Source organism: Streptomyces sp. NPDC051207 (assembly GCF_040682395.1).
Taxonomy (GTDB): Bacteria; Actinomycetota; Actinomycetes; order Streptomycetales; family Streptomycetaceae; genus Streptomyces.
The window spans coordinates 59892-83414 of the sequence record NZ_JBFBAX010000015.1 but is presented as its reverse complement, the minus strand read 5'-3'; the positions used below and the strand labels follow the sequence as shown (position 1 = coordinate 83414).

Sequence of the window (23523 nt, the reverse complement as noted above, 5' to 3'; positions counted from 1 at the left end):
CCTCGTGTCGGTCGTCCAGTGGAGGTGCCCCGTGCTGGGTCCCGTGATTCTCGCCGCGTCGCGCAGTGACCGGATGCGACGCCTGGTCTCGGCGGCCCCCGTGACCAAGCAGGTGGTCAACCGGTTCATCCCCGGCGAGACCGTGGACGAGGTCCTGCCGATCATCGAGGACCTCGCGGGCAGGGGCCTGGAGCTGACGATGGACGTCGTCGGCGAGGACATCACCACTCCCGCGCAGGCCGAGGCCGCCCGGGACGCCTACCTGGAGCTGATCGACCGGCTCAAGCCGCTGGAGCTCGGCCCGCGCGCCGAGATGTCGGTGAAGCTGTCGATGTTCGGGCAGGCGCTGGACGGCGGTCACGAGCTGGCGCTGAAGAACGTCCGGCCGGTGGTCGAGGCCGCCGCGGAGATCGGCACCACGGTCACCCTGGACGCCGAGGACCACACCACCCTCGACTCGATGTTCGCCATCCACGAGGAGCTGCGGAAGGACTTCCCGCAGACCGGCTGCGTCATCCAGGCGTACCTCTTCCGCACCGAGGCCGACGCCCGCCGCCTCGCCGCGAACGGCAGCCGGGTGCGGCTCGTGAAGGGCGCGTACAAGGAGCCCGCCGAAGTCGCCCACCAGCACAAGCACGAGATCGACAGGGCGTACGTCCGCATCCTCCGCACGCTGATGGAGGGCGACGGCTACCCCATGATCGGGTCGCACGACCCGCGCCTGATCTCCATCGCCCAGGAACTCGCCCGGGCCGCGGGGCGCAAACTGGACGAGTACGAGTTCCAGATGCTCTACGGCATCCGCGGCGACGAGCACCTGCGGCTGGCCGCCGAGGGTCACCGCATGCGCGTCTACACCGCCTACGGCACCGACTGGTACGGCTACTTCATGCGCCGTCTCGCGGAGAAGCCCGCCAACCTGCGGTTCTTCGTCCGCTCGATGGTCAGCAAGGGCTGAGCCCCACCCACCCGCTCAACAAGGAGTTACGGAACCCATGGACGCTGTGACCCAGGTCCCCACCCCCGTCAACGAGCCGGTGCACGGCTACGCCCCCGGCTCACCCGAGCGTGCCCGCCTGGAGGCCAGGCTCAAGGAGCTGGCCGACAACCCCAGGGAGCTGCCCTGCACCATCGGCGGCGAGAAGCGGATGGGCGGCGGCGAGCCCTTCGAGGTCGTGCAGCCGCACAACCACAAGGCCGTCCTCGGCACCTTCCGGCACGCCACCCAGCAGGACGCCCGGGACGCGATCGACGCCGCCCTGGCCGCCGCCCCGGCCTGGCGCGCGATGTCCTTCGACGACCGCGCGGCGATCATCCTGCGCGCCGCCGAACTGCTGGCGGGCCCGTGGCGCGAGACCATCGCCGCCGCCACCATGCTCGGCCAGTCCAAGACCGCCCAGCAGGCCGAGATCGACACGCCCTGCGAGCTGGTCGACTTCTGGCGGTTCAACGTCCACTACGCCCGGCAGATCCTGGCCGAGCAGCCCCCGGCGAACTCCCCGGGCGTGTGGAACCGCCTCGACCACCGCCCGCTGGAGGGCTTCGTCTACGCGATCACGCCCTTCAACTTCTCGGCGATCGCGGGCAACCTGCCCACCGCGCCCGCGCTGATGGGCAACGTCGTGGTGTGGAAGCCGTCCCCGACGCAGACCCTCGCCGCCGTGCTGCTCATGGAGCTGCTGGAGGAGGCCGGTCTGCCCAAGGGCGTCATCAACCTCGTCACCGGCGACGGCATCGAGGTCTCCGAGGTCGCCCTGGCCCACCGGGACCTCGCCGGCATCCACTTCACCGGGTCGACCAAGACCTTCCAGTACCTGTGGAAGACGGTCGGCAACAACATCGAGAAGTACCGCACCTACCCGCGCATGGTCGGCGAGACCGGCGGCAAGGACTTCCTCGTCGCCCACCCGTCCGCCGACCGCGCGATCCTGAAGACGGCGCTGACCCGCGGTGCCTTCGAGTACCAGGGCCAGAAGTGCAGCGCCACCTCCCGCGCGTACGTGCCCGCCTCGATCTGGAACTCCGGCTTCAAGGAGGAGTTCGCCGCCGAGGTCGACGGCATCACGATGGGTGACGTCACCGACCTGTCGAACTTCGTCGGCGCCGTCATCGACGAGCGTGCCTTCGCCAAGAACAAGGCCGCCATCGACCGCGCCAAGGAGGACCCCACCTGCACGATCGTCGCGGGCGGCTCCTACGACGACTCGGTGGGCTACTTCGTCCGCCCGACCGTCATCGAGTGCAGCGACCCGGACAACGAGGTGTTCCGCACCGAGTACTTCGGTCCGATCCTCGCCGTGTACGTCTACGAGGACGACAAGTACGACGAGATGCTGACGCAGATGGAGTCGGTGTCCGACTACGCCCTCACCGGCTCGGTCATCGCCAACGACCGCGCCGCGGCGGCGTACACGATGGAGAAGCTGCGCTACGCGGCGGGCAACTTCTACATCAACGACAAGTCGACCGGCGCCGTCGTCGGCCAGCAGCCCTTCGGCGGCGGCCGGGCCTCCGGCACCAACGACAAGGCCGGCGCCCCGCAGAACCTGATGCGCTGGACCCTGACCCGCGCCATCAAGGAGACGCTCGTCCCGCCGACCGACTACACCTACCCGCACATGGGCTGACGACCGGCCCGCCCGGCGGCCCCGCCCCCGGTTCCCGGCCACGGCCGGGGCCGGGGGCGTCGTCGTGCCGTCTCAGATAGTAGGAAGCCCGAGTAATTGTGGAGACAGCGGCGCGGTCCTCACCTACTTTTGTAGGAGCCGAACGTCTCGCTCGATCAAGCGAATGGCGGTCGTGAGCGCGCGCCCCGCGCAGGCAACCCCTGCGGCGCCGCTCCCCGCCCACCCGGCGTCTCGAAACCCCTTGTCTGCACTCCGTTGACTCGAAGGAGTCGATTCCCCATGGCCGAGACGACCGTCCGCCGCCGAGTCCGCCACGTGTCCCGCACGAGCGAGTCCGACCGCCAGAACGCCGCCGCCGCCCTCCAGCGCGCCCTCGACCGCAGGGACAACGGCGGCTCCACCGGGCACTGAGCCCGCCCCGGGTCCGAGCAGCCGCACCCGGCGGCGCGCCGTCAGCCGCCGCGCCGCACCTCGAAGTGGTCGATCCGCTCGCCGCCCGGCGTCAGCGCCGACACCGACAGCCGCGGTGCCGCGCCGGCCTCCGCCTCGACCCTGAGGAAGGAGAAGCCGCGGTGGCGGACCCGGGACCACTCGACCGTCTCCGGCTCGGCCTTGCGCGACTTCGTCCAGCGGAAGGTGGCGACCGACTCGCGGTCGGCGACCTCGCCCTCGTAGCTCTCCCCGACACCCGCCGGGAAGCCGTACAGGTCCTTGCCGCCGCCGCCCGCGGTGACGTACACGATCCCGTCCCGCGCCGGATCGGTCGACCCGCCGACGGGTACGGGCCTGCCGACCTCGCCGCCGCGGATGGCGTCGGTCCGCTCGTACACGTGGTTGTGGCCGTTGATGACCAGGTCCACGCGGTGCTCGGTGAACAGCGGCAGCCACGCGGCGCGCACGCCGCCGTCCGAGGCGTGCGTCGACGTGGAGTAGGCGCAGTGGTGGAAGAAGACGACGACGAAGTCGATGTCCCGCGCCGCCCGCAGCTCCTTGAGCGTGCGGGCCAGCCACGCCGTCTGCCTGCCCTCCGTGTAGCCGTGGTTGGCCGGCAGCTCGTACGACACGTCGTTCGCGTCCAGCGCCACCACGCCGACGTTGCCGTACCGGAACGCGTACACGCCCGGTGCCGTGCGCGGGTCGAAGCCGCTGTCGGGCAGGGAGAAGCGGGCCAGCTGGCCGCCGTAGCCGTCCGGTGAGTACCAGGCCTCCATGTCGTGGTTGCCGGTCGTCACCATCCACGGCACGGACTTGGCCACCGGCTCGGTCTGCTTCAGGAACCGGTCCCACTGGGAGGCGTCGAAGGTGTCGGACTGCTTGCCGCGGCCCGTCGGGTTCGCGTAGCAGATGTCGCCCGCGTGGAGGTGGAAGGCCGGGTTCTGGCGCAGCAGCAGACGGTTGTTGGCCACCGCCTCGTCGCTCACCCCCTGGTCGCCGAAGGCCGTGAACACGAAGCGCTCGGGCGGGCTCGCGGGCGCGGTGCGGAAGGACGCGATGGTCGGCCGGTTCGGCGGGGCGGCCGGGTCGAAGCCCTCGTGGCCGACGCCGTAGTAGTACGTGGTGCCGGGCCGCAGGCCGTCCAGGGCCGCGTGCAGGTAGTACTGCTCGACCGCTGGGCGGACGCCCGCCAGTTCGGGCGTGCGCAGGTCGCGCACCTCCGCCGTGATCCTCCGGCCGAGGTCGTCGGGGCGCAGGCCGATCCGGACGTAGGGCCGGCGCACCGCGAGCGGCACCTGCCAGGAGATCCGCATCTGCGTCCGCGGGTCGGCGCCGAAGGCGAGGTGCCGGCCGAAGGGGGTGATCACCGCGCCGGGCACCCCGGACGCCGTGGCGGTGGCCGGGGACGCGCCCGCCGTGGCGCCGCGCGAAGCGGACCCGCCCGAGCAGCCCGCCAGCAGGCCGCTCGCCACCGCGCCCGCCGTCACCAGCGTGCGGCGCCGGGACAGCCGCAGCCGCAGGTACTCGTGCTGCTCCGCCATGCTCATCCGGCGGGCGAGCGCGGGCGGAATGCCGAAGTCGGGGATGTCCATGGCAGAGAACTTCCCAGCGCCGGCCAACGGCCGCCCGGCACACGGGTGAACGGCGGGCGGCGCGCAGGAGGTGTCCCCCGACCGGGTGTCCGTATCGCGGACGGCCCATGTCATCCCATGGGACGAGGAGTAGGGTGCCCGCATGTCTCGCAGCATCAATCTCGCAGTGATCCCCGGTGACGGCATCGGCCAGGAGGTCGTGGCCGAAGGCCTGAAGGTCCTCTCCGCCGTCCTTCCGCAGGATGTGAAGCTGGAGACCAAGGAGTACGACTTCGGCGCCCGGCGCTACCGCGCCACCGGTGAGACCCTCACCGACGCCGACCTCGACGCCCTGAAGCAGCACGACGCCATCCTGCTCGGCGCGATCGGCGACCCGTCCGTGCCGTCCGGTGTCCTGGAGCGCGGCTTCCTGCTCAAGCTCCGCTTCGCCTTCGACCACCACGTCAACCTGCGGCCGTCCAAGCTGCTGCCGGGTGTGGACACGCCGCTGAAGGGCCAGCCGTCCATCGACTTCGTCGTGGTCCGCGAGGGCACCGAGGGCCCGTACACCGGAAACGGCGGCACCATCCGCAAGGGCACCGAGCACGAGGTCGCCACCGAGGTCTCCGTCAACACGGCCTTCGGTGTCGAGCGCGTCGTCCGCGACGCCTTCGCCCGCGCCCAGGCCCGCCCCCGCAAGAAGCTGGCGCTGATCCACAAGAACAACGTGCTGACCTTCGCGGGGCACCTGTGGACGGACGTCTTCACCAGGGTGGCCGAGGAGTTCCCCGAGGTCACCACCGAGTACATGCACGTCGACGCGGCGACCATCTACCTGGTCACCCAGCCCGAGCGGTTCGACGTGATCGTCACCGACAACCTCTTCGGCGACATCATCACCGACCTCGCCGCGGCCGTCTCCGGCGGCATCGGCGTCGCGGCCAGCGGGAACATCAACCCCAGCGGCGCGTACCCGTCCATGTTCGAGCCCGTCCACGGCTCGGCCCCGGACATCGCGGGACAGGGCAAGGCCGACCCCACCGCCACCGTGCTCTCCGTCGCCCTGCTGCTGCGCCACCTCGGCCTGGAGGCCGAGGCCGCCCGCATCGAGGACGCGGTCGCCGCCGACCTCGCGGAGCGCGTCGGGCAGCCCGCCCGCAGCACCTCCGGGATCGGTGACGCGCTCGCCGTACGCGTAGCCGGCTGATCCGGCGCGCCTCTCGACACGTCGAAGCCGCCGGGTCCTGGCACCCGGCGGCTTCCGCATGTCTGCCGCCGGGTGGGAACATCGACCCCTGGGCCGCATTCACGCCGATTTCTTCCGCGGTACCCGCTTGCGATAATCGGACGCGGAGCCGCGGAATGAGGGAATGCTCGGACGTCCTAGCACTGGCCACTGGCAGTACAGGCGTGAGCGCGGCCCGTCACTACAACCGGTGAAGGACATCAACCCATGACGACGCCCACGATCGAGCTCAAGCCCTCCGCCAGCCCGCTCTCCGACGCCGAGCGCGAGGCCATCCTGGCCAGCCCCGGCTTCGGCCGCCACTTCACCGACCACATGGTGACGATCAAGTGGACCGAGGGCCGCGGCTGGCACGACGCGCAGCTCGTCCCGTACGCGCCGATCTCCCTGGACCCGGCCACCACGGTGCTGCACTACGCGCAGGAGATCTTCGAGGGCCTGAAGGCCTACCGCAGGCCCGACGGCTCGGTCGCCACCTTCCGCCCCGAGAAGAACGCCGAGCGGTTCCAGCGCTCCGCGCGCCGCCTGGCCATGCCGGAGCTGCCGGTCGAGACGTTCATCGCCGCCTGCGACGCCCTGGTCGGGCAGGACAAGGCATGGGTGCCGGCCCACGGCGGCGAGGAGTCCCTCTACCTGCGCCCCTTCATGATCGCCACCGAGGTCGGCCTCGGCGTGAAGCCCGCGAGCGAGTACCTCTTCCTCGTCATCGCCTCGCCCGCCGGCGCCTACTTCCCCGGCGGCGTCAAGCCGGTCTCCATCTGGGTCTCCGAGGACCGCGTCCGCGCCGTCCCCGGCGGCATGGGCGACGCCAAGACCGGCGGCAACTACGCCGCGTCCCTGCTCGCCCAGGCCGAGGCCGCCCGCAAGGGCTGCGACCAGGTCTGCTACCTCGACGCCGTCGAGCACAAGTGGGTCGAGGAACTCGGCGGCATGAACCTGTACTTCGTGTACGGCGACAGGATCGTCACGCCCAGCCTCACCGGCTCCATCCTGGAGGGCGTCACCCGCGACTCCCTGCTCACCGTCGCCGGCGACCTCGGCTACCGGGCCGTGGAGGAGCGGGTCTCCGTCGACCAGTGGCAGCGCGACACCGAGAACGGCAGCCTCACCGAGGTCTTCGCCTGCGGCACGGCCGCCGTCATCACCCCGGTCGGCACGGTCAAGCGGACCGGCGCCGAGTGGCAGCAGAGCGGGGGGGAGCCCGGCCCTGTCACGCAGCGGTTGCGGGAGGCGTTGCTGGACATTCAGCGCGGCACCGCCGAGGACACGCACGGGTGGATGCGCGTGCTGGGCTGACGCGGCTTGCTCCGTCCCCGGTGTGGTGAAGGCGCCCGGCGCGGGTGCTCGCCCCGCCGGGGGCTGCCGCCCCGGACCCCCGCTCCGGCCTGGACGGCCCCGTCCTCAATCGCCGGGCCGGCCATGAGCGCTGAACCGGGCTTCCGGGACCGCCGGGACCGCGACCGCGGTCTCCCGCCTCGGCGTCAGCAGCACGTACGCCACGCCGCCCACCGCCCCCGACAGCAGGAAGCTCACGTCCACCCCGGCCGTCAGGGGCAGCAGCGGACCCTCGTACCGCGGCAGGGACACCGACAGGACGCCGACGGCCGCGCCCAGCGCCCACGACACCGTCGCCGGGACGTTCCAGCCGCGGTGGAACCAGTAGACGCCGCCCTTCGCGCGGCGGTTGAAGACCTGGAGGGCGTCCGCGTCGTAGACGCCGCCGCAACGGGCGAAACCGATCAGGGTGATCACCGCCCACGGCGTGCCGATCGCCGTCAGCAGCAGGACGAACGACGTCATCGCGTCCTGCGCCGTGGACGCGTAGTGCCCGGCGAAGACGCAGGCCGTGGCGGCGACGGCGACCGTGTACGTGGCCGTGGCGCGGGAGGCGCGCGGCACGATCGCGTCCAGGTCGAGGCCCATCGAGTACAGCATCAGACCGGCGTTGCCCACCGAGCCCGCCGTGGCCGCGAGCAGCAGCGGCACCAGGTACCAGCCGGGCGCGGCGTCGACCAGCGGCCCGGCGTAGTCCAGGGCCGCGCGGGCGGCGAACGCCGTGAACGTGCCGAACAGCTGCGGCACCAGCAGGCCCAGCAGCAGGCCGAGCCAGGTCGCGCGCAGCACCCGGCGCGAGGAGTGGCGGGCCGGTGAGATGTAGCGGGTGTAGTCGCCGAGCAGCGTGATGAAGGCGATCGGCCCGGACAGTCCCGCCGCCACCGCCGACAGCAGCCAGGTCGGCCAGAACCCGCCCAGCAGATACCCGCCCGCCTCGGGCAGCGCCCCGGTGGTGAAGTGCGGGGCGTACGCGATCACGCCGAGCACCAGCAGGGCCGTCATGCCGAAGGCCAGCACGCGCGACATCGCGAGCAGCACCCGGTAGCCGTAGACGGCGCCCGTGACCGTCGCCGCCGCGAGCAGCGCGTACACGACGCCGTACGTCGTCCCGTTCACCGGCAGTCCGGTCAGCCGGGCGAGGACGCCGAGCATCACGTCGCCGCCGATCCACACGGTCAGGGCCGTGTAGCCGAGGGCGAGCAGCAGGCCGACGACCGAGCCGACGAGCCGGCCGCGCACGCCGAACTGGGCGCCCGAGGAGGTGGACAGGTTCGTCGCGGTGCGCAGCGAGACGAGGGCCAGCGGGGCGGTGAGCGCCGTGCCCGCCACCGTGCCCGCGACGACCGAGCTGACCGAGGCCCACCAGTCGAGGCCGAACGACGGCGGCAGCCAGCCGAAGACGATCACGCCGAGGCAGAGGTTGGATCCGAGCAGGATCGTCACGAGGTCCCGTGGCCCGCTGGTGCGTTCCTCCTCGGGGACGGTGTCGACTCCGCGCTGTTCGATCGGCATGGCTGGTCTCCTTCGACGGCCGCCAGGATTAGAGTGCCGTTCAATGTGATGTTGGCTGACGTCGTACGTCAATATTTTCGTCGTGGGAATTCTCGGCTTAGAGTGTTGCTCTAAAGTGTGGGAGGCGCTGCGTGGAAGGCAAGGAGGTGCCCGCGTCATGAGACTGACCCCCACGGAACGTGACCGGCTGCTGCTGTTCGGGGCGGCCGAGCTGGCGCGCGCCCGCCGGGCCCGGGGCCTGAGGCTGAACGTGCCGGAGGCGACCGCCCTGGTCGCGGACGCGGTGTGCGAGGCCGCCCGGGACGGCGCCCGGCTCGCCGAGGCCGTCGCACGCGCCCGGTCGGTCCTCGGCCCCGACGACGTGCTGCCCGGCGTCGCCGACGTGGTCACCGAGGTGCACGTCGAGGCCGTCTTCGACGACGGCTCCCGGCTGGCGGTCGTCTCCGACCCGATCGGGGGCGGACTCGGCGACCGGGCGCCGGGCGCGCTGCTGCCCGGTCCGCAGCACGCCGAGCCGGAACCGGCGGTGCGGCTGACCGTCACCAACACCGCGGCCGTGCCGGTCTCCGTCACCTCCCACTTCCACTTCTTCGAGGCCAACCCGCGGCTGGACTTCGCCCGCGAGAAGGCCTACGGCATGCGGCTCGCCGTCCCCGCCGGATCGTCCGTCCGCTTCGGGCCGGGCGAGAGCGCCGAGGTCGGGCTCGTGCCCATCGGGGGCGACCGCGTCGCCATCGGCTTCGCCGGCCTGGTCGACGGGCCGCTGGACGCGCCGGGCGCCAAGGAAGAGGCCCTGCGCAGGGCCGCCGCCTGCGGATATCTGGGAGCCGCGCAGTGAACCCGTACGAGTACGCCGCCACCCACGGCCCGCGCGCCGGTGACCGCGTCCGGCTCGGCGACTCGGGTCTGGTGATCCGCGTCGAGTCCGACGCGCAGCGCCGCGGCGACGAGTTCCTTGCCGGTTTCGGCAAGACCGCCCGCGACGGACTGCACCTGAAGGCCGCCGCCGTCCGCGACACCTGCGACGTCGTGATCAGCAACGTCGTCGTGATCGACGCGGCCCAGGGCATCCGCAAGGTGTCCATCGGCATCAGGGAGGGCCGCATCTGCGCGATCGGGCGGGCCGGCAACCCCGACACCCTCGACGGCGTGGACGTCGTGGTCGGCACCGGCACGTCCATCGTGTCCGGCGAGGGCCTCATCGCCACCGCCGGGGCCGTGGACACGCACGTCCACCTGCTGTCGCCGCGCGTCATGGAGGCGTCGCTGGCCTCCGGGGTGACCACCATCGTCGGCCAGGAGTTCGGCCCCGTCTGGGGCGTGGGCGTCAACTCGCCCTGGGCGCTGCGCCACGCCTTCGGCGCGTTCGACGCCTGGCCCGTCAACATCGGCTTCCTGGCCCGTGGTTCGTCCTCCGACCCGGCGCCGCTGGTCGAGGCGCTGGCCGAGGGCGGCGCGAGCGGCTTCAAGGTGCACGAGGACATGGGCGCCCACACCCGCGCCCTGGACACCGCGCTGCGCGTCGCCGAGGAGCACGACGTCCAGGTCGCCCTGCACAGCGACGGGCTGAACGAGTGCCTGTCGGTGGAGGACACCCTGCGCGTCCTGGAGGGCCGCACCATCCACGCCTTCCACATCGAGGGCTGCGGCGGCGGACACGTCCCGAACGTGCTGAAGATGGCGGGCGTGCCGAACGTCATCGGCTCCTCCACCAACCCCACCCTGCCCTTCGGTAGGGACGCCGTCGCCGAGCACTACGGCATGATCGTCGCCGTCCACGACCTGAAGACCGACCTGCCGGGCGACGCCGCCATGGCCCGCGACCGCATCCGCGCCGGGACCATGGGCGCCGAGGACGTGCTGCACGACCTGGGCGCCATCGGCATCACCTCGTCCGACGCGCAGGGCATGGGCCGCGCGGGCGAGACCGTCCGCCGCACCTTCGCCATGGCCGGGAAGATGAAGGACCAGTTCGGCGCCCCGGAGGACCACGACAACGAGCGCGTCCTGCGCTACATCGCCAAGCTGACGATCAACCCCGCCATCGCGCACGGCCTCGCGCACGAGGTCGGCTCCCTCGAGACCGGCAAGCTCGCCGACATCGTGCTGTGGCGGCCCGAGTACTTCGGCGCCAAGCCGCAGCTCGTCCTCAAGTCCGGCTTCCCGGCCTACGGCGTGACCGGCGATCCCAACGCGGCCACCGACACCTGCGAACCCCTCGTGCTCGGGCCGCAGTTCGGCGCGCACGGCGCGACCCCGGCCGACATCTCCGTCGCCTTCGTCGCGCAGGCCGCCCTCGACCAGGGCGGCGACCGGATGCCCACCAGGCGCCGCCGGGTCGCCGTGCGCGGCACCCGCGGCATCGGCCCGGCCGACCTGCGGCTCAACTCCCGAACCGGACAGGTCGACGTCGACCAGCGCACCGGCCTGGTCACCCTCGACGGCGAACCGGTCCGCTCCGGGCCCGCCGACTCCGTCACCCTCAACCGCCTCTACTTCCTGTAAGGACCCGCCATGTCCGCAGCCGCCGACGGCTTCCGCATGCCCGCCGAGTGGGCCCCGCACGAACGCACCTGGATGGCCTGGCCCGGCGCCAACCCCACCTTCGACGGGCCCGGGGAACTGGCCGCGGCCCGCCGGGCCTGGGCGTCGGTCGCCCGCGCGGTCCGCCGGTTCGAACCGGTGACGGTGGTGTGCGGCCCCGGGCAGTCGGCCGAGGCGCGCGCCCTGCTCGGCGAGGACGTCGACACCGTCGAGCGGGACCTGGACGACGCCTGGATGCGCGACATCGGCCCGACCTTCCTGACCAGCGGCGACGGTCGGCTCGCCGCCGTGGACTGGGTGTTCAACGGCTGGGGCGCCCAGGACTGGGCCCGCTGGGAGCACGACGCGAAGATCGCCGCGTACGTCTCGGACCTCGCGGGGGCACGGACGTACCCCTCGAAGCTGGTCAACGAGGGCGGCGGCATCCACGTCGACGGCGAGGGGACCGTGCTGCTCACCGACACCGTGCAGCTCGGCCCCGAGCGCAACCCCGAGTGGACGAGGGAAGAGGTCGAGGCGGAGATCCACGCCCAGCTCGGCACCCGCAAGGCCATCTGGCTCCCGCGCGGCCTGACCGGCGACTACCCGCCGTACGGCTTCGGCACCCTCGGGCACGTCGACATCGTCGCCGCCTTCGCCGGGCCCGGCGTCGTCGTCGCCCACCACCAGCCCGACCCGGCCCACCCCGACCACGAGGTGACGAAGGAGGTCATCGGCCTGCTCAGGGCCCAGACCGACGCCCGGGGCCGCCGCCTGGAGGTCGTGGAGGTGCCCGCCCCGGCCGTCCTGGAGGCCGACGGCCACTGGGCCGACTACTCCTACATCAACCACTACGTCTGCAACGGCGGCGTCGTCCTGTGCGCCTTCGACGACCCGCGCGACGAGATCGCGGCCGGGATCTTCCGCCGCCTGTACCCGCGGCGGACGGTGACCCTCGTGGACGCGCGTACGATCTTCGCCGGTGGAGGAGGCATCCACTGCATCACCCAGCAACAGCCGAAGATCTAGGAGCCGCCGGATGGCAGGTGCGCGGAAGAACGCCCCGCCGCGGGAGCGGGTGCTCGCCGCCGCCATGGAGATGATCGCCGAACGCGGCCTGGAGAAGCTCACCATGGCCGCGCTCGGCCGCGAGGTCGGCATGAGCAGCGGCCACCTGCTCTACTACTTCCGCTCCAAGGACGAGCTGCTGCTGCAGACCCTGGAGTGGAGCGAGGGGCGGCTCGGCGCCGAGCGCGGCCGGCTGCTGACCCGGGCGGGCACCGCCCGCGAACGCCTCGACGCCTTCGTCGACCTGTACGTCCCGGACGGCCACCGCGACCCGCACTGGACGCTGTGGCTGGAGGTGTGGAACCGCTCGCAGAACGCCCCCGACGAGGCCCGCGACCGGCAGGTCGCCATCGAGGGCGCCTGGCACCGCGACCTCGTCGCGCTGCTCGCCGAGGGCATCTCGCACGGCGAGTTCCGGGCCGTCGACCCCGACCGTTTCGCGGCCCGGCTGCGCGCCCTGCTCGACGGCTTCTCCATCCACGTGGCCATCGGGCTGCGGGGCACCGACCGGGAGCACGTCCTCGGACACGTCCGCGAGTTCCTGGCGGAGAACCTGGGCACGGACCGCTGACCGCATCCTGAGACGCGTCGTGGGCGGCGGTCCCTTCTGTGCCAGACTGCCCCCGTGCTCTCGTTCGCCACGATTATTGGCAGCAGGCGCGCCGGTCCGCAGTGACCGCCCCGTACGACCAGGTACGGGCGGGCACCCTCGTCCTCGACCCGCGCGCAGACCTCTCGCACCCGCGAGAGGTTTTTCTGTTTCCTGGCCCACCCCAGCCGGGAAGGGAGCGCGAGGGATCATCGAGACGGTGGAACCGGTCATTCCGGTAGACCGAGACCCCATATCAGGAGCCTTAGACCATGACCGCATCCAGCCAGCTCGACGATTCCTTCCACGTCTTCGACACCACCCTGCGCGACGGCGCGCAGCGCGAGGGCATCAACCTCACCGTCGCGGACAAGCTGACCATCGCGCGGCACCTGGACGAATTCGGCGTGGGCTTCATCGAGGGCGGCTGGCCCGGCGCGAACCCCCGCGACACCGAGTTCTTCGCCCGCGCCCGGCAGGAGATCGAGTTCCGGCACGCCCAGCTGGTCGCGTTCGGCGCCACCCGCCGACCGGGCGCCGAGGCGAGCGAGGACCCGCAGGTCAAGGCGCTCCTGGACGCGGGCGCCGAGGTGATCACCCTGGTCGCCAAGTCGCACGACCGGCACGTCGAGCTGGCCCTGCGCACCACCCTGGACGAGAACCTCGCCATGGTCCGCGACACGGTGTCCTTCCTGCGCGAGCAGGGCCGCCGGGTGTTCGTCGACTGCGAGCACTTCTTCGACGGCTACCGCGCCAACCCCGAGTACGCCAAGGCCGTCGTCCGTGCCGCCTCCCAGGCCGGCGCCGACGTCGTCATCCTGTGCGACACCAACGGCGGCATGCTCCCGGCGCAGATCCAGGCCGTCGTCGCCACCGTCCTCGCCGACACCGGCGCCCGGCTCGGCATCCACGCCCAGGACGACACCGGCTGCGCCGTCGCCAACACCCTCGCCGCCGTCGACGCGGGCGCCACCCACGTCCAGTGCACGGCGAACGGCTACGGCGAGCGCGTCGGCAACGCCAACCTCTTCCCCGTCGTCGCCGCCCTGGAGCTGAAGTACGGCAAGCGGGTGCTGCCCGAGGGCCGGCTGCGCGAGATGACCCGCATCTCGCACGCCATCGCCGAGGTCGTCAACCTCACGCCCTCCACCCACCAGCCCTACGTCGGCGTCTCCGCCTTCGCGCACAAGGCCGGACTGCACGCCTCCGCGATCAAGGTCGACCCGGACCTGTACCAGCACATCGACCCCGAGCAGGTCGGCAACACCATGCGGATGCTGGTCTCCGACATGGCGGGCCGCGCCTCCATCGAGCTGAAGGGCAAGGAACTCGGCATCGACCTCGGCGGCGACCGCGAACTGGTCGGCCGGGTCGTCGAGCGCGTCAAGGAGCGCGAACTCAAGGGCTACACCTACGAGGCCGCCGACGCGAGCTTCGAACTGCTGCTGCGCGCCGAGGTCCAGGGCAGGCCGCTGTCGTACTTCCAGGTCGAGTCCTGGCGCGCGATCGTGGAGGACCGCCCCGACGGCACCCACGCCAACGAGGCCACCGTCAAGCTGTGGGCCAAGAGCGAGCGCATCGTCGCCACCGCCGAGGGCAACGGCCCGGTCAACGCCCTGGACCGGGCGCTGCGCGTCGCCCTGGAGAAGATCTACCCGCAGCTCGCCAAGCTGGAGCTGGTCGACTACAAGGTCCGCATCCTGGAGGGCAAGCACGGCACCCAGTCCACCACCCGCGTGCTGATCTCCACGTCCGACGGGACGGGGGAGTGGTCCACGGTCGGCGTCGCCGAGAACGTCATCGCGGCGAGCTGGCAGGCCCTGGAGGACGCGTACACGTACGGCCTGCTGCGGGCGGGCGTGGAGCCGGCCGCGTAACGCACCCGGCCGGCCACGGCGGTTGGCGGCGCCCGTGCGGTTCCAGATCTGCGCGCGGGCGCCGTTCGCCGGGGCGTGCGAGCCGTGAGTGAACGACGGCTCCGGCAGCGCGTCGAGAGGGTGCGCGTTCACGTCCCGAAGGGGCAACCGGTCCGCCCCGGCCACGAATTGGGGATGTACCGGTTCCGGTGTGAAGTCTTGACGGCAACACGCCGCACCAGTTAACTCACGCCCTGATCTAAGTCATGAGATGACTGTGGGATGACCGAGAGAGCCGAGGGAAGGTCCATGCGAAGAACCGCCCTGCTCGCATCCGCCGCGCTGCTCACCACCCTGCTCCCGCTCACCGCGGCGACGCAGGCGGCCGGCGCCGACGACCCCGCCCCCGTCCCGGTGGACCGCTTCGAGGGCGAGGTGCCGTTCGCGAGCCAGCCCGCCGAGGGCCTGTTCACCTGGGGCGGCGACAGCGACGACCCGCCCGCCCTGGAGCTGACCGCCCGCGACGACGCCCCCGAGGGCGACAAGGTGCTCACCGGCACCTACGACATCAGCGGCTACGGAGGCTTCACCCACGACTACGCCGCCGCGGGCCCCGCCCGCGACTGGTCCGCGCACCGCGGCATCCGCTTCTGGTGGGAGGGCCGCGGCAACGGCAAGAGGATCGCCTTCGAGCTGAAGGACGGCGGCGCGCACGGCGAGGCCTCCGAGCTGTGGACGACCTCCTTCACGGACGACTTCACCGGCTGGAAGCAGATCGAGATCCCCTTCTCCGACTTCACCTATCGCACGGACTACCAGCCGGTCGGCGGCATCGACCAGGTCCTCGGCCTCACCGAGATGTGGGGCTACGCCGTCACCCTCCCCACCGGAGTCAAGAGCGACTTCGCCATGGACGCCGTGGAGCTGTACGGCAGGGCCGACCAGTCGCTGCGCGCCACGGTCACCACCGACGCGGCCGTGCACCCGGTGGCCGAGGGCGGCACCGCGCGGGTGCGCGTCACCGTCGCCACCACCGGAGCCGTCCCCGTCGAGGAGCCGGTCACCGTCGCCTACGAGACCGCCGCGACGGGCACCGCCGACCCCGGCGAGGACTACACGCCGGTCACCGGCACCCTCACCTTCCCGGCGGGCACCGCCTCCGGCACCTCCCGCACCGTCGAGGTGCCCACCCTGAAGGACCGCCCGGCCGAGTCCGCCGAGACGATCCCGCTGAAGCTGACCGTGACGGGCGCCAAGGCCCCGGCCGAGACGCCGCAGATCGTCGTGGACGCGCACGGACTGCCGTACCTGGACAGCAGGTTGCCGGTGAAGAAGCGCGTGGCGGACCTCGTCTCCCGCCTGTCCCTGGAGGAGAAGGCCGGGCAGATGACCCAGGCCGAGCGCGGCGCGCTCACCGCCCCCGGCGACATCGCGGCGTACGCCCTCGGCTCGCTGCTGTCCGGCGGCGGCTCCACCCCCTCGCCCAACACCCCTGGGGCGTGGGCGAAGATGATCGACGGCTACCAGCTGCGCGCGCAGGCCACCCGCTTCCAGATCCCGCTGATCTACGGCGTGGACGCGGTGCACGGCCACAACAACCTGGTCGGCGCGACGATCATGCCGCACAACATCGGCATCGGCGCCACCCGCGACCCCGGGCTCGCCCGGCGCACCGCCGAGGTGACGGCCGCCGAGGTCCGCGCCACCGGCGTCCCGTGGGACTTCGCGCCCTGCCTGTGCGTCACCCGCGACGAACGCTGGGGCCGCTCCTACGAGGCGTTCGGCGAGGACCCGGCGCTGGTCGAGTCGATGGAGACCGTCATCCAGGGCCTGCAGGGCCGCGCCGACGGACGTGATCTGGACCGCGCCGACAAGGTGCTCGCCACCGCCAAGCACTTCGTCGGCGACGGCGGCACCGACTTCGGCTCGTCCACCACCGGCACCTACACCATCGACCAGGGCGTCACCAAGGTCACCCGGCAGGAACTGGAGGCCGTCCACCTCGCGCCCTACGACGACGCGGTCAAGCGCGGAGTGGGCACGGTCATGCCGTCGTACTCCTCCCTCGACCTGGTCGGCGACGGCAGGGGACCGGTCAAGATGCACGCCCGCGCCGACATGCTCAACGGCGTCCTCAAGGACCGCATGGGCTTCGAGGGCTTCGTCGTCAGCGACTGGCAGGCCATCGACCAGATCCCCGGCGACTACGCCTCCGACGTGCGCACCTCGGTCAACGCCGGCCTCGACATGATCATGGTCCCGTACGCCTACCGGGACTTCCGGGGCACGCTCGTGGACGAGGTGAGGGCCGGGCGCGTCAGCGAGCGGCGGATCGACGACGCCGTGGCGCGCATCCTCACGCAGAAGTTCCGCCTCGGCCTCTTCGAGAAGCCCTACGCCGACACGAGCGGCGCCGCCCGCATCGGCTCCGCCGGACACCGGGCGGTGGCCCGCGAGGCGGTCGCCGAGTCCCAGGTGCTGCTGAAGAACGAGGCGGGCCTGCTGCCGCTGAAGAAGAACCAGAAGGTGTACGTCGCCGGCTCCAACGCCGACGACATCGGCAACCAGTCCGGCGGCTGGACCGTCACCTGGCAGGGCTCCTCCGGCGACATCACCCCCGGGACGACCGTCCTGGAGGCCCTGCGCAAGCACTCCCCGGACCTCACCTGGTCCAAGGACGCCTCGGCTGCGCCCGCCGGACACGACGTCGGTGTGGTCGTCGTCGGCGAGACCCCGTACGCCGAGGGCGCCGGCGACGTCGGCAACGGGCACGACCTGGAGCTGTCCGACGCCGACCAGGCCGCCGTCGACACGGTGTGCGGCGCGATGAAGTGCGTGGTGCTGGTCGTCTCCGGCCGTCCCCAGCTGCTCGGGGGCCGGCTCGGCGACATCGACGCCCTGGTCGCGTCCTGGCTGCCGGGCACCGAGGGCGACGGCGTCGCCGACGTCCTCTACGGCAGGCGGCCCTTCACCGGGCAGCTCCCCGTCACCTGGCCCAAGTCCCAGGCACAGCTCCCCATCAACGTCGGTGACTCCAGCTACGACCCGCAGTTCCCCTACGGCTGGGGCCTGACCACCGGGGCCGAGGTGCCGCGGGGCGGGGCGGCGACGCTCAAGGCGCTGCGCGTCGCGGCGAGCGCCGTGGAACGCGCGGGCGCCGAGGCCGCGGGGCGCGCGCTGGTCACCAAGGCCCGCCTGATCGTCCAGCACAAGGCCGACGGGCACCTGTCGGCGGCCGTGGCGAAACCCTTCGCCGAGGCGGACCACCTGCTGCTGACGGGCCGGTACGGAGCGGCCGTGGAGAAGCTGACGGAGGCCTACCGGGCCGCGTGAGGCGGCACCACCGAGGGACATCGGGCCCGGCGGGGAAATCCCCACCGGGCCCGACGCCCGTTTCTCTCCCGGTTCGGGTACTTTCGAACATATGAAGGGCGCAACGACGCGTACGTTCGTACGCCTGCTGATCGTGCCGGTCGCCGCCGTCCTGGCGGTCCTGATGGCCGGTGCGCCCGGAGCGCACGCGGCCACCGACGTCTCCCGGATCGCCGCGGCACTGCGCGAGAGCCCCGTCTACGTCGACCCGGCCGCCTCGGACCTGCTGTCCGAGTCGGACGCCGAGGCGCTGGCCGACAAGATCCAGGACGCGGACAAGCCCGTCTTCGTCGCGGTCCTGCCGGACGGCTACCCGACGGCAAACCTCTTCCGGAACCTGCGCACCGAGACCGGCGTGACCGGCCTGTACGGCATCCGCCTCGGCGACCGCTTCGACGCGCGCGCCGACAGCCGCGTGCTGAGCCGCCAGGGCGTGAGCAACCTGGTCACCGCCGTCCAGGACGCGGGAGACACCAAGGCCCAGCTCAACGACTTCGTCGACAACGCGCTGCGCAGCATGGGCGGCTCCGCGCCGGGTTCGTGGAGCGAGGGCGGCGACGGCGTGCCGACGGGCGCGCTGATCACCACGGGCGCGGTGCTCGCGGCCGGCGGCGCCGGCGCGTACGCCCTCGTCCGGCGCAACCGGCGCCGCCACGAGGAGGAGCGGCGGGCGGCGCTGGAGAAGCTGCGCGTCGTCGTGGACGAGGACATCACGGCCTTCGGCGAGGAACTCGACCGGCTCGACTTCCACCCCTCCGAGCCCGGCGCCGACGACGCGATGCGGGCCGACTACGAACACGCCCTGGACGCCTACGACCGGGCCAAGTCCCTGATGGCCGCAGCCCGGCACCCGGAGGAGGTGCGGGGCGTCACCCAGACGCTGGAGGACGGCCGCTTCTCGCTGGCCCGGCTGACGGCCCGCCGCGAGGGCAGGCCCCTGCCGGAACGCCGGCCGCCGTGCTTCTTCGACCCGCGGCACGGCCCGTCGGTGGCCGACGCGACCTGGACGCCGCCGGGCGGCACGACCCGCGAGGTGCCGGTCTGCGCGGCGGACCGCACCCGGCTGGCCGAGGGCCGCGACCCGATGGTCCGCGAGGTCGACACCGCCGACGGCCGCCGCCCCTACTGGGAGGCGGGCCCGGCGTACGGCCCCTGGGCGGGCGGCTACTTCGGCGGCGGCATCCTGCCCGGCCTGCTCGTCGGCACCATGCTCGGCAGCATGATGGCCGGCCCGGCCTACGGCGCCGACTACGGCGCGGGGTACGGCGACTTCGGCGGCCACGAGGGCGGCGACGTCTCCGGCGCCGACTTCGACTCGGGTGACTTCGGCGGCGACTTCGGCAGCGGCTTCGGCGGCGGGGACTTCGGAGGCGGCGGCGGGGACTTCGGCGGAGGCTTCTGACCGCACGCCCCGGGAATCACCCGACCGGGGCCCGGCCGCCGACCGGTCGCCGCGTCACCCGGGAAGGCCATCGGAGGCTCACGATGTGAGACGACTCTCAGGGCGACGCGTTTGTGCGAGCCCTACAAGCGGCACGCCCTCTGAGCAGTCGAAACGGCTGCCCGGGGCCGCGGTTCTGTTCAGGGCTACCAGGAAAACGGTCCGGAGACTGTACGGAGTCGACGGCCCGCTTTTCTTGCCGGGCTTCGTAAGGTCACTACATGACCGTTTTGGAAGAGGCGCCGGGTGAGCCGACGGACGCGCGCGGGCGGGTGGCCGAACTGCACGACATCCGTGCGGCGGCACTGGCCGGGCCGAGTGAGAAGGCGACCGAGGCGCAGCATGCCAAGGGGAAGCTGACGGCTCGGGAGCGGATTGAGCTTCTTCTCGATCCGGGGTCCTTCCGTGAGGTGGAGCAGTTGCGCCGGCACCGGGCGACGGGGTTCGGGCTGGAGGCGAAGAAGCCGTACACGGACGGTGTGATCACCGGCTGGGGGACGGTGGAGGGCCGCACGGTCTTCGTCTACGCCCATGACTTCCGGATCTTCGGTGGCGCGCTGGGCGAGGCGCACGCCGCGAAGATCCACAAGATCATGGACATGGCCATCGCGGCGGGTGCGCCGCTGGTGTCCCTCAACGACGGCGCGGGCGCCCGTATCCAGGAGGGCGTCTCGGCGCTGGCCGGGTACGGCGGCATCTTCCAGCGCAACACCAGGGCCAGCGGTGTCATCCCGCAGATCAGCGTGATGCTGGGCCCGTGCGCGGGCGGCGCGGCCTACAGCCCCGCCCTGACGGACTTCGTGTTCATGGTCCGCGACACCTCGCAGATGTTCATCACCGGCCCGGACGTGGTCAAGGCGGTGACGGGGGAGGAGATCACGCAGAACGGCCTGGGCGGCGCGGACGTGCACGCCGAGACCTCGGGCGTGTGCCACTTCGCGTACGACGACGAGGAGACCTGCCTCGCCGAGGTGCGCTACCTGCTCTCCCTGCTCCCGCAGAACAACCGGGAGAACCCGCCGCGCCACGAGTCCACGGACGCCGCCGAGCGCCGCTCGGACGTCCTGCTCGACCTGGTCCCGGCGGACGGCAACCGGCCGTACGACATGACCAAGGTGATCGAGGAGATCGTCGACGACGGCGAGTACCTCGAGGTCCACGAGCGGTGGGCGCGGAACATCATCTGCGCGCTGGCCCGCCTGGACGGCCAGGTCGTCGGCATCGTCGCCAACCAGCCCCAGACCCTGGCCGGCGTCCTCGACATCGAGGCCAGCGAGAAGGCCGCCCGCTTCGTCCAGATGTGCGACGCCTTCAACATCCCCATCGTGACCTTCCTGGACGTCCCCGGCTTCCTCCCGGGCGTGGACCAGGAACACGGCGGCATCATCCGCCACGGCGCCAAACTCCTCTACGCCTACTGCAACGCCACCGTGCCGCGCATCTCCCTGATCCTGCGCAAGGCGTACGGCGGTGCCTACATCGTCATGGACTCCCAGTCCATCGGCGCCGACCTCACCTACGCCTGGCCCACCAACGAGATCGCCGTGATGGGCGCCGAGGGCGCGGCCAACGTCATCTTCCGCCGCCAGATCGCCGAGGCCGAAGACCCCGAGGCCATGCGGCAGAAGATGGTCAAGGAGTACAAGGCCGAGCTCATGCACCCGTACTACGCGGCCGAACGGGGCCTCGTCGACGACGTCATCGACCCCGCCGAGACCCGCGAAGTCCTCATCCGCTCCCTGGCCATGCTCCAGACCAAGCACGCCGACCTGCCCTCCCGCAAGCACGGCAACCCGCCGCAGTAACCCGGCGGACCTCTCTCACGGAGACTGACACCCATGGACACGCCTGACATCCGCGTCGAGAAGGGCCACGCCGAGCCCGAGGAAGTCGCCGCCCTGACGGCCATCCTCCTGGCGCGTGCGGCGGCCCGCCCCACCGAGACGGCCCCGGCCCACCGCGGCCGGGCCCGGGCAGGCTGGCGCCGCCTGGAACGCGAACCCGGCTTCCGAGCCCCTCACAGCTGGCGCTGACCGCACAGAACGCGAAGAGGCCCCTCCTTTTGGAGGGGCCTCTTCGCGTTCACGCCCCGCAGGGGCGCGGAGAACTGCGTGCCCAGCCACACACAACCCGCGCCCGGCATGCGACAGCCCCCGGCAGCCCAGTGGCCGCAGGGGGCGATGCGCAACCCGGCGGGTAAGGGGTGGTGCTTGCGCCCACCCGTGCCGCCTGGGAGCACCTCCCGGGCCCTCGAGGCACGGAGGGAGGTACGACTGCCCGCAGACCGCGCGGAGCGCTACCGCAGGCGCGCCATCAGCGCATGCTCCACGAGGGTGATCAGCGTCGACTTCGCATCCGCGCGATGCCGCGCATCCGTCGTGATGATCGGCGTGTCGGGCCCGATCTGCAGCGCCTCCCGCACCTCGTCGGGACTGTACGGCTGCTGCCCGTCGAAGCCGTTGAGGGCGATGACGAACGGCAGGCCGCTGTTCTCGAAGTAGTCGACAGCCGGGAAGCAGTCGGCGAGCCTCCGGGTGTCGACCAACACGACCGCGCCGATGGCGCCGCGCACGAGGTCGTCCCACATGAACCAGAAACGGTCCTGACCGGGGGTGCCGAACAGGTACAGGATCAGGTCCTGGTCCAGGGTGATACGGCCGAAGTCCATGGCCACGGTCGTCGTGGTCTTGTCCCCGGTGTGGGTGAGGTCGTCGATGCCCGCCGAAGCAGACGTCATGACGGCCTCCGTGCGCAGCGGGTTGATCTCCGAGACGGCGCCGACGAACGTGGTCTTGCCCACGCCGAAGCCACCCGCCACCACGATCTTCGCGGAGGTGGTGGAGCGGGAAGGACCGCCGCTAGAGCTTGCGAAGTCCACTGAGCACCCTTTCGAGCAGTGTCACGTCTGGCTGGCCGCCGGCGCTCTCGTCGCCGCCGGGCTGATGGATGGCGACCAGTCCCGCCTCCGCCAAGTCGGCGACGAGGATCCTGGCCACGCCGAGGGGGATCGTGAGGAGAGCCGAGACCTCGGCCACCGACTTGATCTCTCGGCAGAGGTTGCAGATCCGCTGATGCTCGGGCAGCTGGCCCTGCATCTGGTGCGGCTGCGCGGTGGTGTGCACCAGCGCCTCGATGGCGAGCTGGTAACGCGGCCTGGTGCGACCGCCCGTCATGGCGTACGGACGCACCAGAGGGTTGTGCGATGCTCCGGCGGGCGCCGGCTCGGGAGCGCGGCGCTGCGGCTGCACCGGCTGGATACGCGGCGCCTGCGGCTGGTCGTACGGCGAGGAGCCGGGGCCCTGGGGCGCGTACGGCTGCCGGTGGCTCGGCGTGGAGGGGAAGTTGTACCGGTTCTGGGAACCGTCGTGCGGGCCCTGGGCAGGGCCGTACGACCAGTTGCCCGAAGGCGAATCGCCTGGGGGTGTTGCCACTTTCTCCTCCTCCGACTGTGCCTGGCACCCATCGCTGTGGTAGCCGCGTCCCGAAACCTTACGGCCACGGGACGCCAAAACGCACCGTCCGTCTGTTAGTTGAGCAGGCTCCCCTGGAGCTCCGCGCGAAGGTCGGGAGTCAGGACCGTACCGGCGCGGTCCACCAAAAGGGCCATCTCGTACCCAATGAGGCCGATGTCCGCCTCGGGGTGTGCGAGAACGGCGAGAGACGAACCGTCGGAAATGGACATGATGAAGAGGAATCCCCGCTCCATCTCCACAACCGTCTGGTTCACGCTGCCGCCCTCGAAGATGCGGGAAGCGCCTGCCGTCAGAGACGTCAGACCGGAGGCGACGGCCGCGAGCTGGTCGGCGCGGTCGCGGGGAAAGCCTTCGGACATCGCCAGAAGGAGTCCGTCGGCGGAGACCACCACCGTGTGGGACACCCCCGGGGTGTTGTCCACGAAGTTGGTGATCAACCAGTTCAGGTTCTGTGCCGCCTGGCTCATCGGGCTCA

Annotated in this window: 19 protein-coding genes; 14 read left to right on the top strand and 5 right to left on the bottom strand. The window is 71.8% G+C overall.

Annotated elements, in window-relative coordinates:
• The first annotated feature begins 31 nt into the window (after nucleotides 1–31).
• The 3 genes from AB0M97_RS16935 (at nucleotide 32) to AB0M97_RS16925 (ending at nucleotide 3038) form a co-directional block, all read left to right on the top strand.
• Nucleotides 32–958 carry a proline dehydrogenase family protein gene (locus AB0M97_RS16935; RefSeq protein WP_365961627.1) on the top strand — a complete coding sequence of 309 codons (927 nt, stop codon included), beginning with the start codon at nucleotides 32–34 and terminating at the stop codon, nucleotides 956–958.
• A gap of 37 nt (nucleotides 959–995) precedes the next feature.
• Nucleotides 996–2627 (top strand): L-glutamate gamma-semialdehyde dehydrogenase, encoded by a 1632-nt coding sequence (gene pruA / locus AB0M97_RS16930; protein ID WP_365961626.1) that lies wholly within the window; start codon nucleotides 996–998, stop codon nucleotides 2625–2627.
• Nucleotides 2628–2906: 279 nt separating this feature from the next.
• Nucleotides 2907–3038, top strand: coding sequence for a hypothetical protein (locus AB0M97_RS16925; protein ID WP_306963308.1), 132 nt, complete (start codon nucleotides 2907–2909; stop codon nucleotides 3036–3038).
• A gap of 41 nt (nucleotides 3039–3079) precedes the next feature.
• Here the strand turns inward: AB0M97_RS16925 and AB0M97_RS16920 are convergent, their stop codons facing one another.
• Complete coding sequence (locus AB0M97_RS16920; protein ID WP_365961625.1) at nucleotides 3080–4654, bottom strand: metallophosphoesterase family protein; 1575 nt, start codon at nucleotides 4652–4654, stop codon at nucleotides 3080–3082.
• Nucleotides 4655–4796: 142 nt separating this feature from the next.
• Between AB0M97_RS16920 and AB0M97_RS16915 the strand changes: the two genes are divergently transcribed.
• Together AB0M97_RS16915 and AB0M97_RS16910 are read left to right on the top strand one after the other, a co-directional pair.
• A complete protein-coding gene (locus AB0M97_RS16915) occupies nucleotides 4797–5840 on the top strand; it encodes a 3-isopropylmalate dehydrogenase (protein ID WP_365961624.1) in 1044 nt (347 codons plus the stop codon).
• Between the two features lie 246 nt (nucleotides 5841–6086).
• Nucleotides 6087–7175 carry a branched-chain amino acid aminotransferase gene (locus AB0M97_RS16910; protein WP_365961623.1) on the top strand — a complete coding sequence of 363 codons (1089 nt, stop codon included), beginning with the start codon at nucleotides 6087–6089 and terminating at the stop codon, nucleotides 7173–7175.
• A 105-nt stretch (nucleotides 7176–7280) separates the two neighbouring features.
• Here AB0M97_RS16910 and AB0M97_RS16905 read toward each other — a convergent pair whose 3' ends face one another.
• On the bottom strand, nucleotides 7281–8726 hold the full coding sequence (locus AB0M97_RS16905; protein WP_365961622.1) for a cytosine permease: 1446 nt from the start codon (nucleotides 8724–8726) through the stop codon (nucleotides 7281–7283).
• Nucleotides 8727–8883: 157 nt separating this feature from the next.
• On the opposite strand from AB0M97_RS16905, the gene ureA reads away from it, so the two are divergent.
• The 9 genes from ureA (at nucleotide 8884) to AB0M97_RS16860 (ending at nucleotide 21608) form a co-directional block, all read left to right on the top strand.
• Entirely contained in the window at nucleotides 8884–9564 is a 681-nt protein-coding gene (gene ureA, locus AB0M97_RS16900) for an urease subunit gamma (protein WP_365961621.1), read from the top strand.
• Nucleotides 9561–11231 carry an urease subunit alpha gene (locus AB0M97_RS16895; RefSeq protein WP_365961620.1) on the top strand — a complete coding sequence of 557 codons (1671 nt, stop codon included), beginning with the start codon at nucleotides 9561–9563 and terminating at the stop codon, nucleotides 11229–11231. Before ureA ends, AB0M97_RS16895 begins: the two co-directional genes overlap by 4 nt.
• 9 nt (nucleotides 11232–11240) lie before the next feature.
• Entirely contained in the window at nucleotides 11241–12278 is a 1038-nt protein-coding gene (locus AB0M97_RS16890; RefSeq protein WP_365961619.1) for an agmatine deiminase family protein, read from the top strand.
• A gap of 10 nt (nucleotides 12279–12288) precedes the next feature.
• A complete protein-coding gene (locus AB0M97_RS16885) occupies nucleotides 12289–12888 on the top strand; it encodes a TetR/AcrR family transcriptional regulator (protein ID WP_365961618.1) in 600 nt (199 codons plus the stop codon).
• A 290-nt stretch (nucleotides 12889–13178) separates the two neighbouring features.
• Nucleotides 13179–14783: a citramalate synthase gene (cimA, locus tag AB0M97_RS16880; RefSeq protein WP_365961617.1), complete on the top strand. Its 1605-nt coding sequence runs from the start codon at nucleotides 13179–13181 to the stop codon at nucleotides 14781–14783.
• A gap of 288 nt (nucleotides 14784–15071) precedes the next feature.
• Entirely contained in the window at nucleotides 15072–18095 is a 3024-nt protein-coding gene (locus tag AB0M97_RS16875) for a glycoside hydrolase family 3 N-terminal domain-containing protein (protein ID WP_365961616.1), read from the top strand.
• Nucleotides 18096–18186: 91 nt separating this feature from the next.
• Nucleotides 18187–19536 (top strand): hypothetical protein, encoded by a 1350-nt coding sequence (locus AB0M97_RS16870; protein ID WP_365961615.1) that lies wholly within the window; start codon nucleotides 18187–18189, stop codon nucleotides 19534–19536.
• Between the two features lie 260 nt (nucleotides 19537–19796).
• A complete protein-coding gene (locus tag AB0M97_RS16865; protein ID WP_365961614.1) occupies nucleotides 19797–21380 on the top strand; it encodes an acyl-CoA carboxylase subunit beta in 1584 nt (527 codons plus the stop codon).
• A 33-nt stretch (nucleotides 21381–21413) separates the two neighbouring features.
• Nucleotides 21414–21608: an acyl-CoA carboxylase epsilon subunit gene (locus AB0M97_RS16860; protein ID WP_365961613.1), complete on the top strand. Its 195-nt coding sequence runs from the start codon at nucleotides 21414–21416 to the stop codon at nucleotides 21606–21608.
• Nucleotides 21609–21871: 263 nt separating this feature from the next.
• Here the strand turns inward: AB0M97_RS16860 and AB0M97_RS16855 are convergent, their stop codons facing one another.
• The 3 genes from AB0M97_RS16855 to AB0M97_RS16845 all read right to left on the bottom strand — a co-directional run bounded on the left by AB0M97_RS16855 (nucleotide 21872) and on the right by AB0M97_RS16845 (nucleotide 23515).
• Nucleotides 21872–22453 carry an ATP/GTP-binding protein gene (locus tag AB0M97_RS16855; RefSeq protein ID WP_044384251.1) on the bottom strand — a complete coding sequence of 194 codons (582 nt, stop codon included), beginning with the start codon at nucleotides 22451–22453 and terminating at the stop codon, nucleotides 21872–21874.
• Complete coding sequence (locus tag AB0M97_RS16850; RefSeq protein ID WP_365961612.1) at nucleotides 22434–23006, bottom strand: DUF742 domain-containing protein; 573 nt, start codon at nucleotides 23004–23006, stop codon at nucleotides 22434–22436. The genes AB0M97_RS16855 and AB0M97_RS16850 overlap by 20 nt, the downstream gene beginning before the upstream one ends.
• Nucleotides 23007–23101: 95 nt before the next feature.
• Nucleotides 23102–23515, bottom strand: coding sequence for a roadblock/LC7 domain-containing protein (locus AB0M97_RS16845; protein WP_004983065.1), 414 nt, complete (start codon nucleotides 23513–23515; stop codon nucleotides 23102–23104).
• Nucleotides 23516–23523 lie beyond the last annotated feature (8 nt).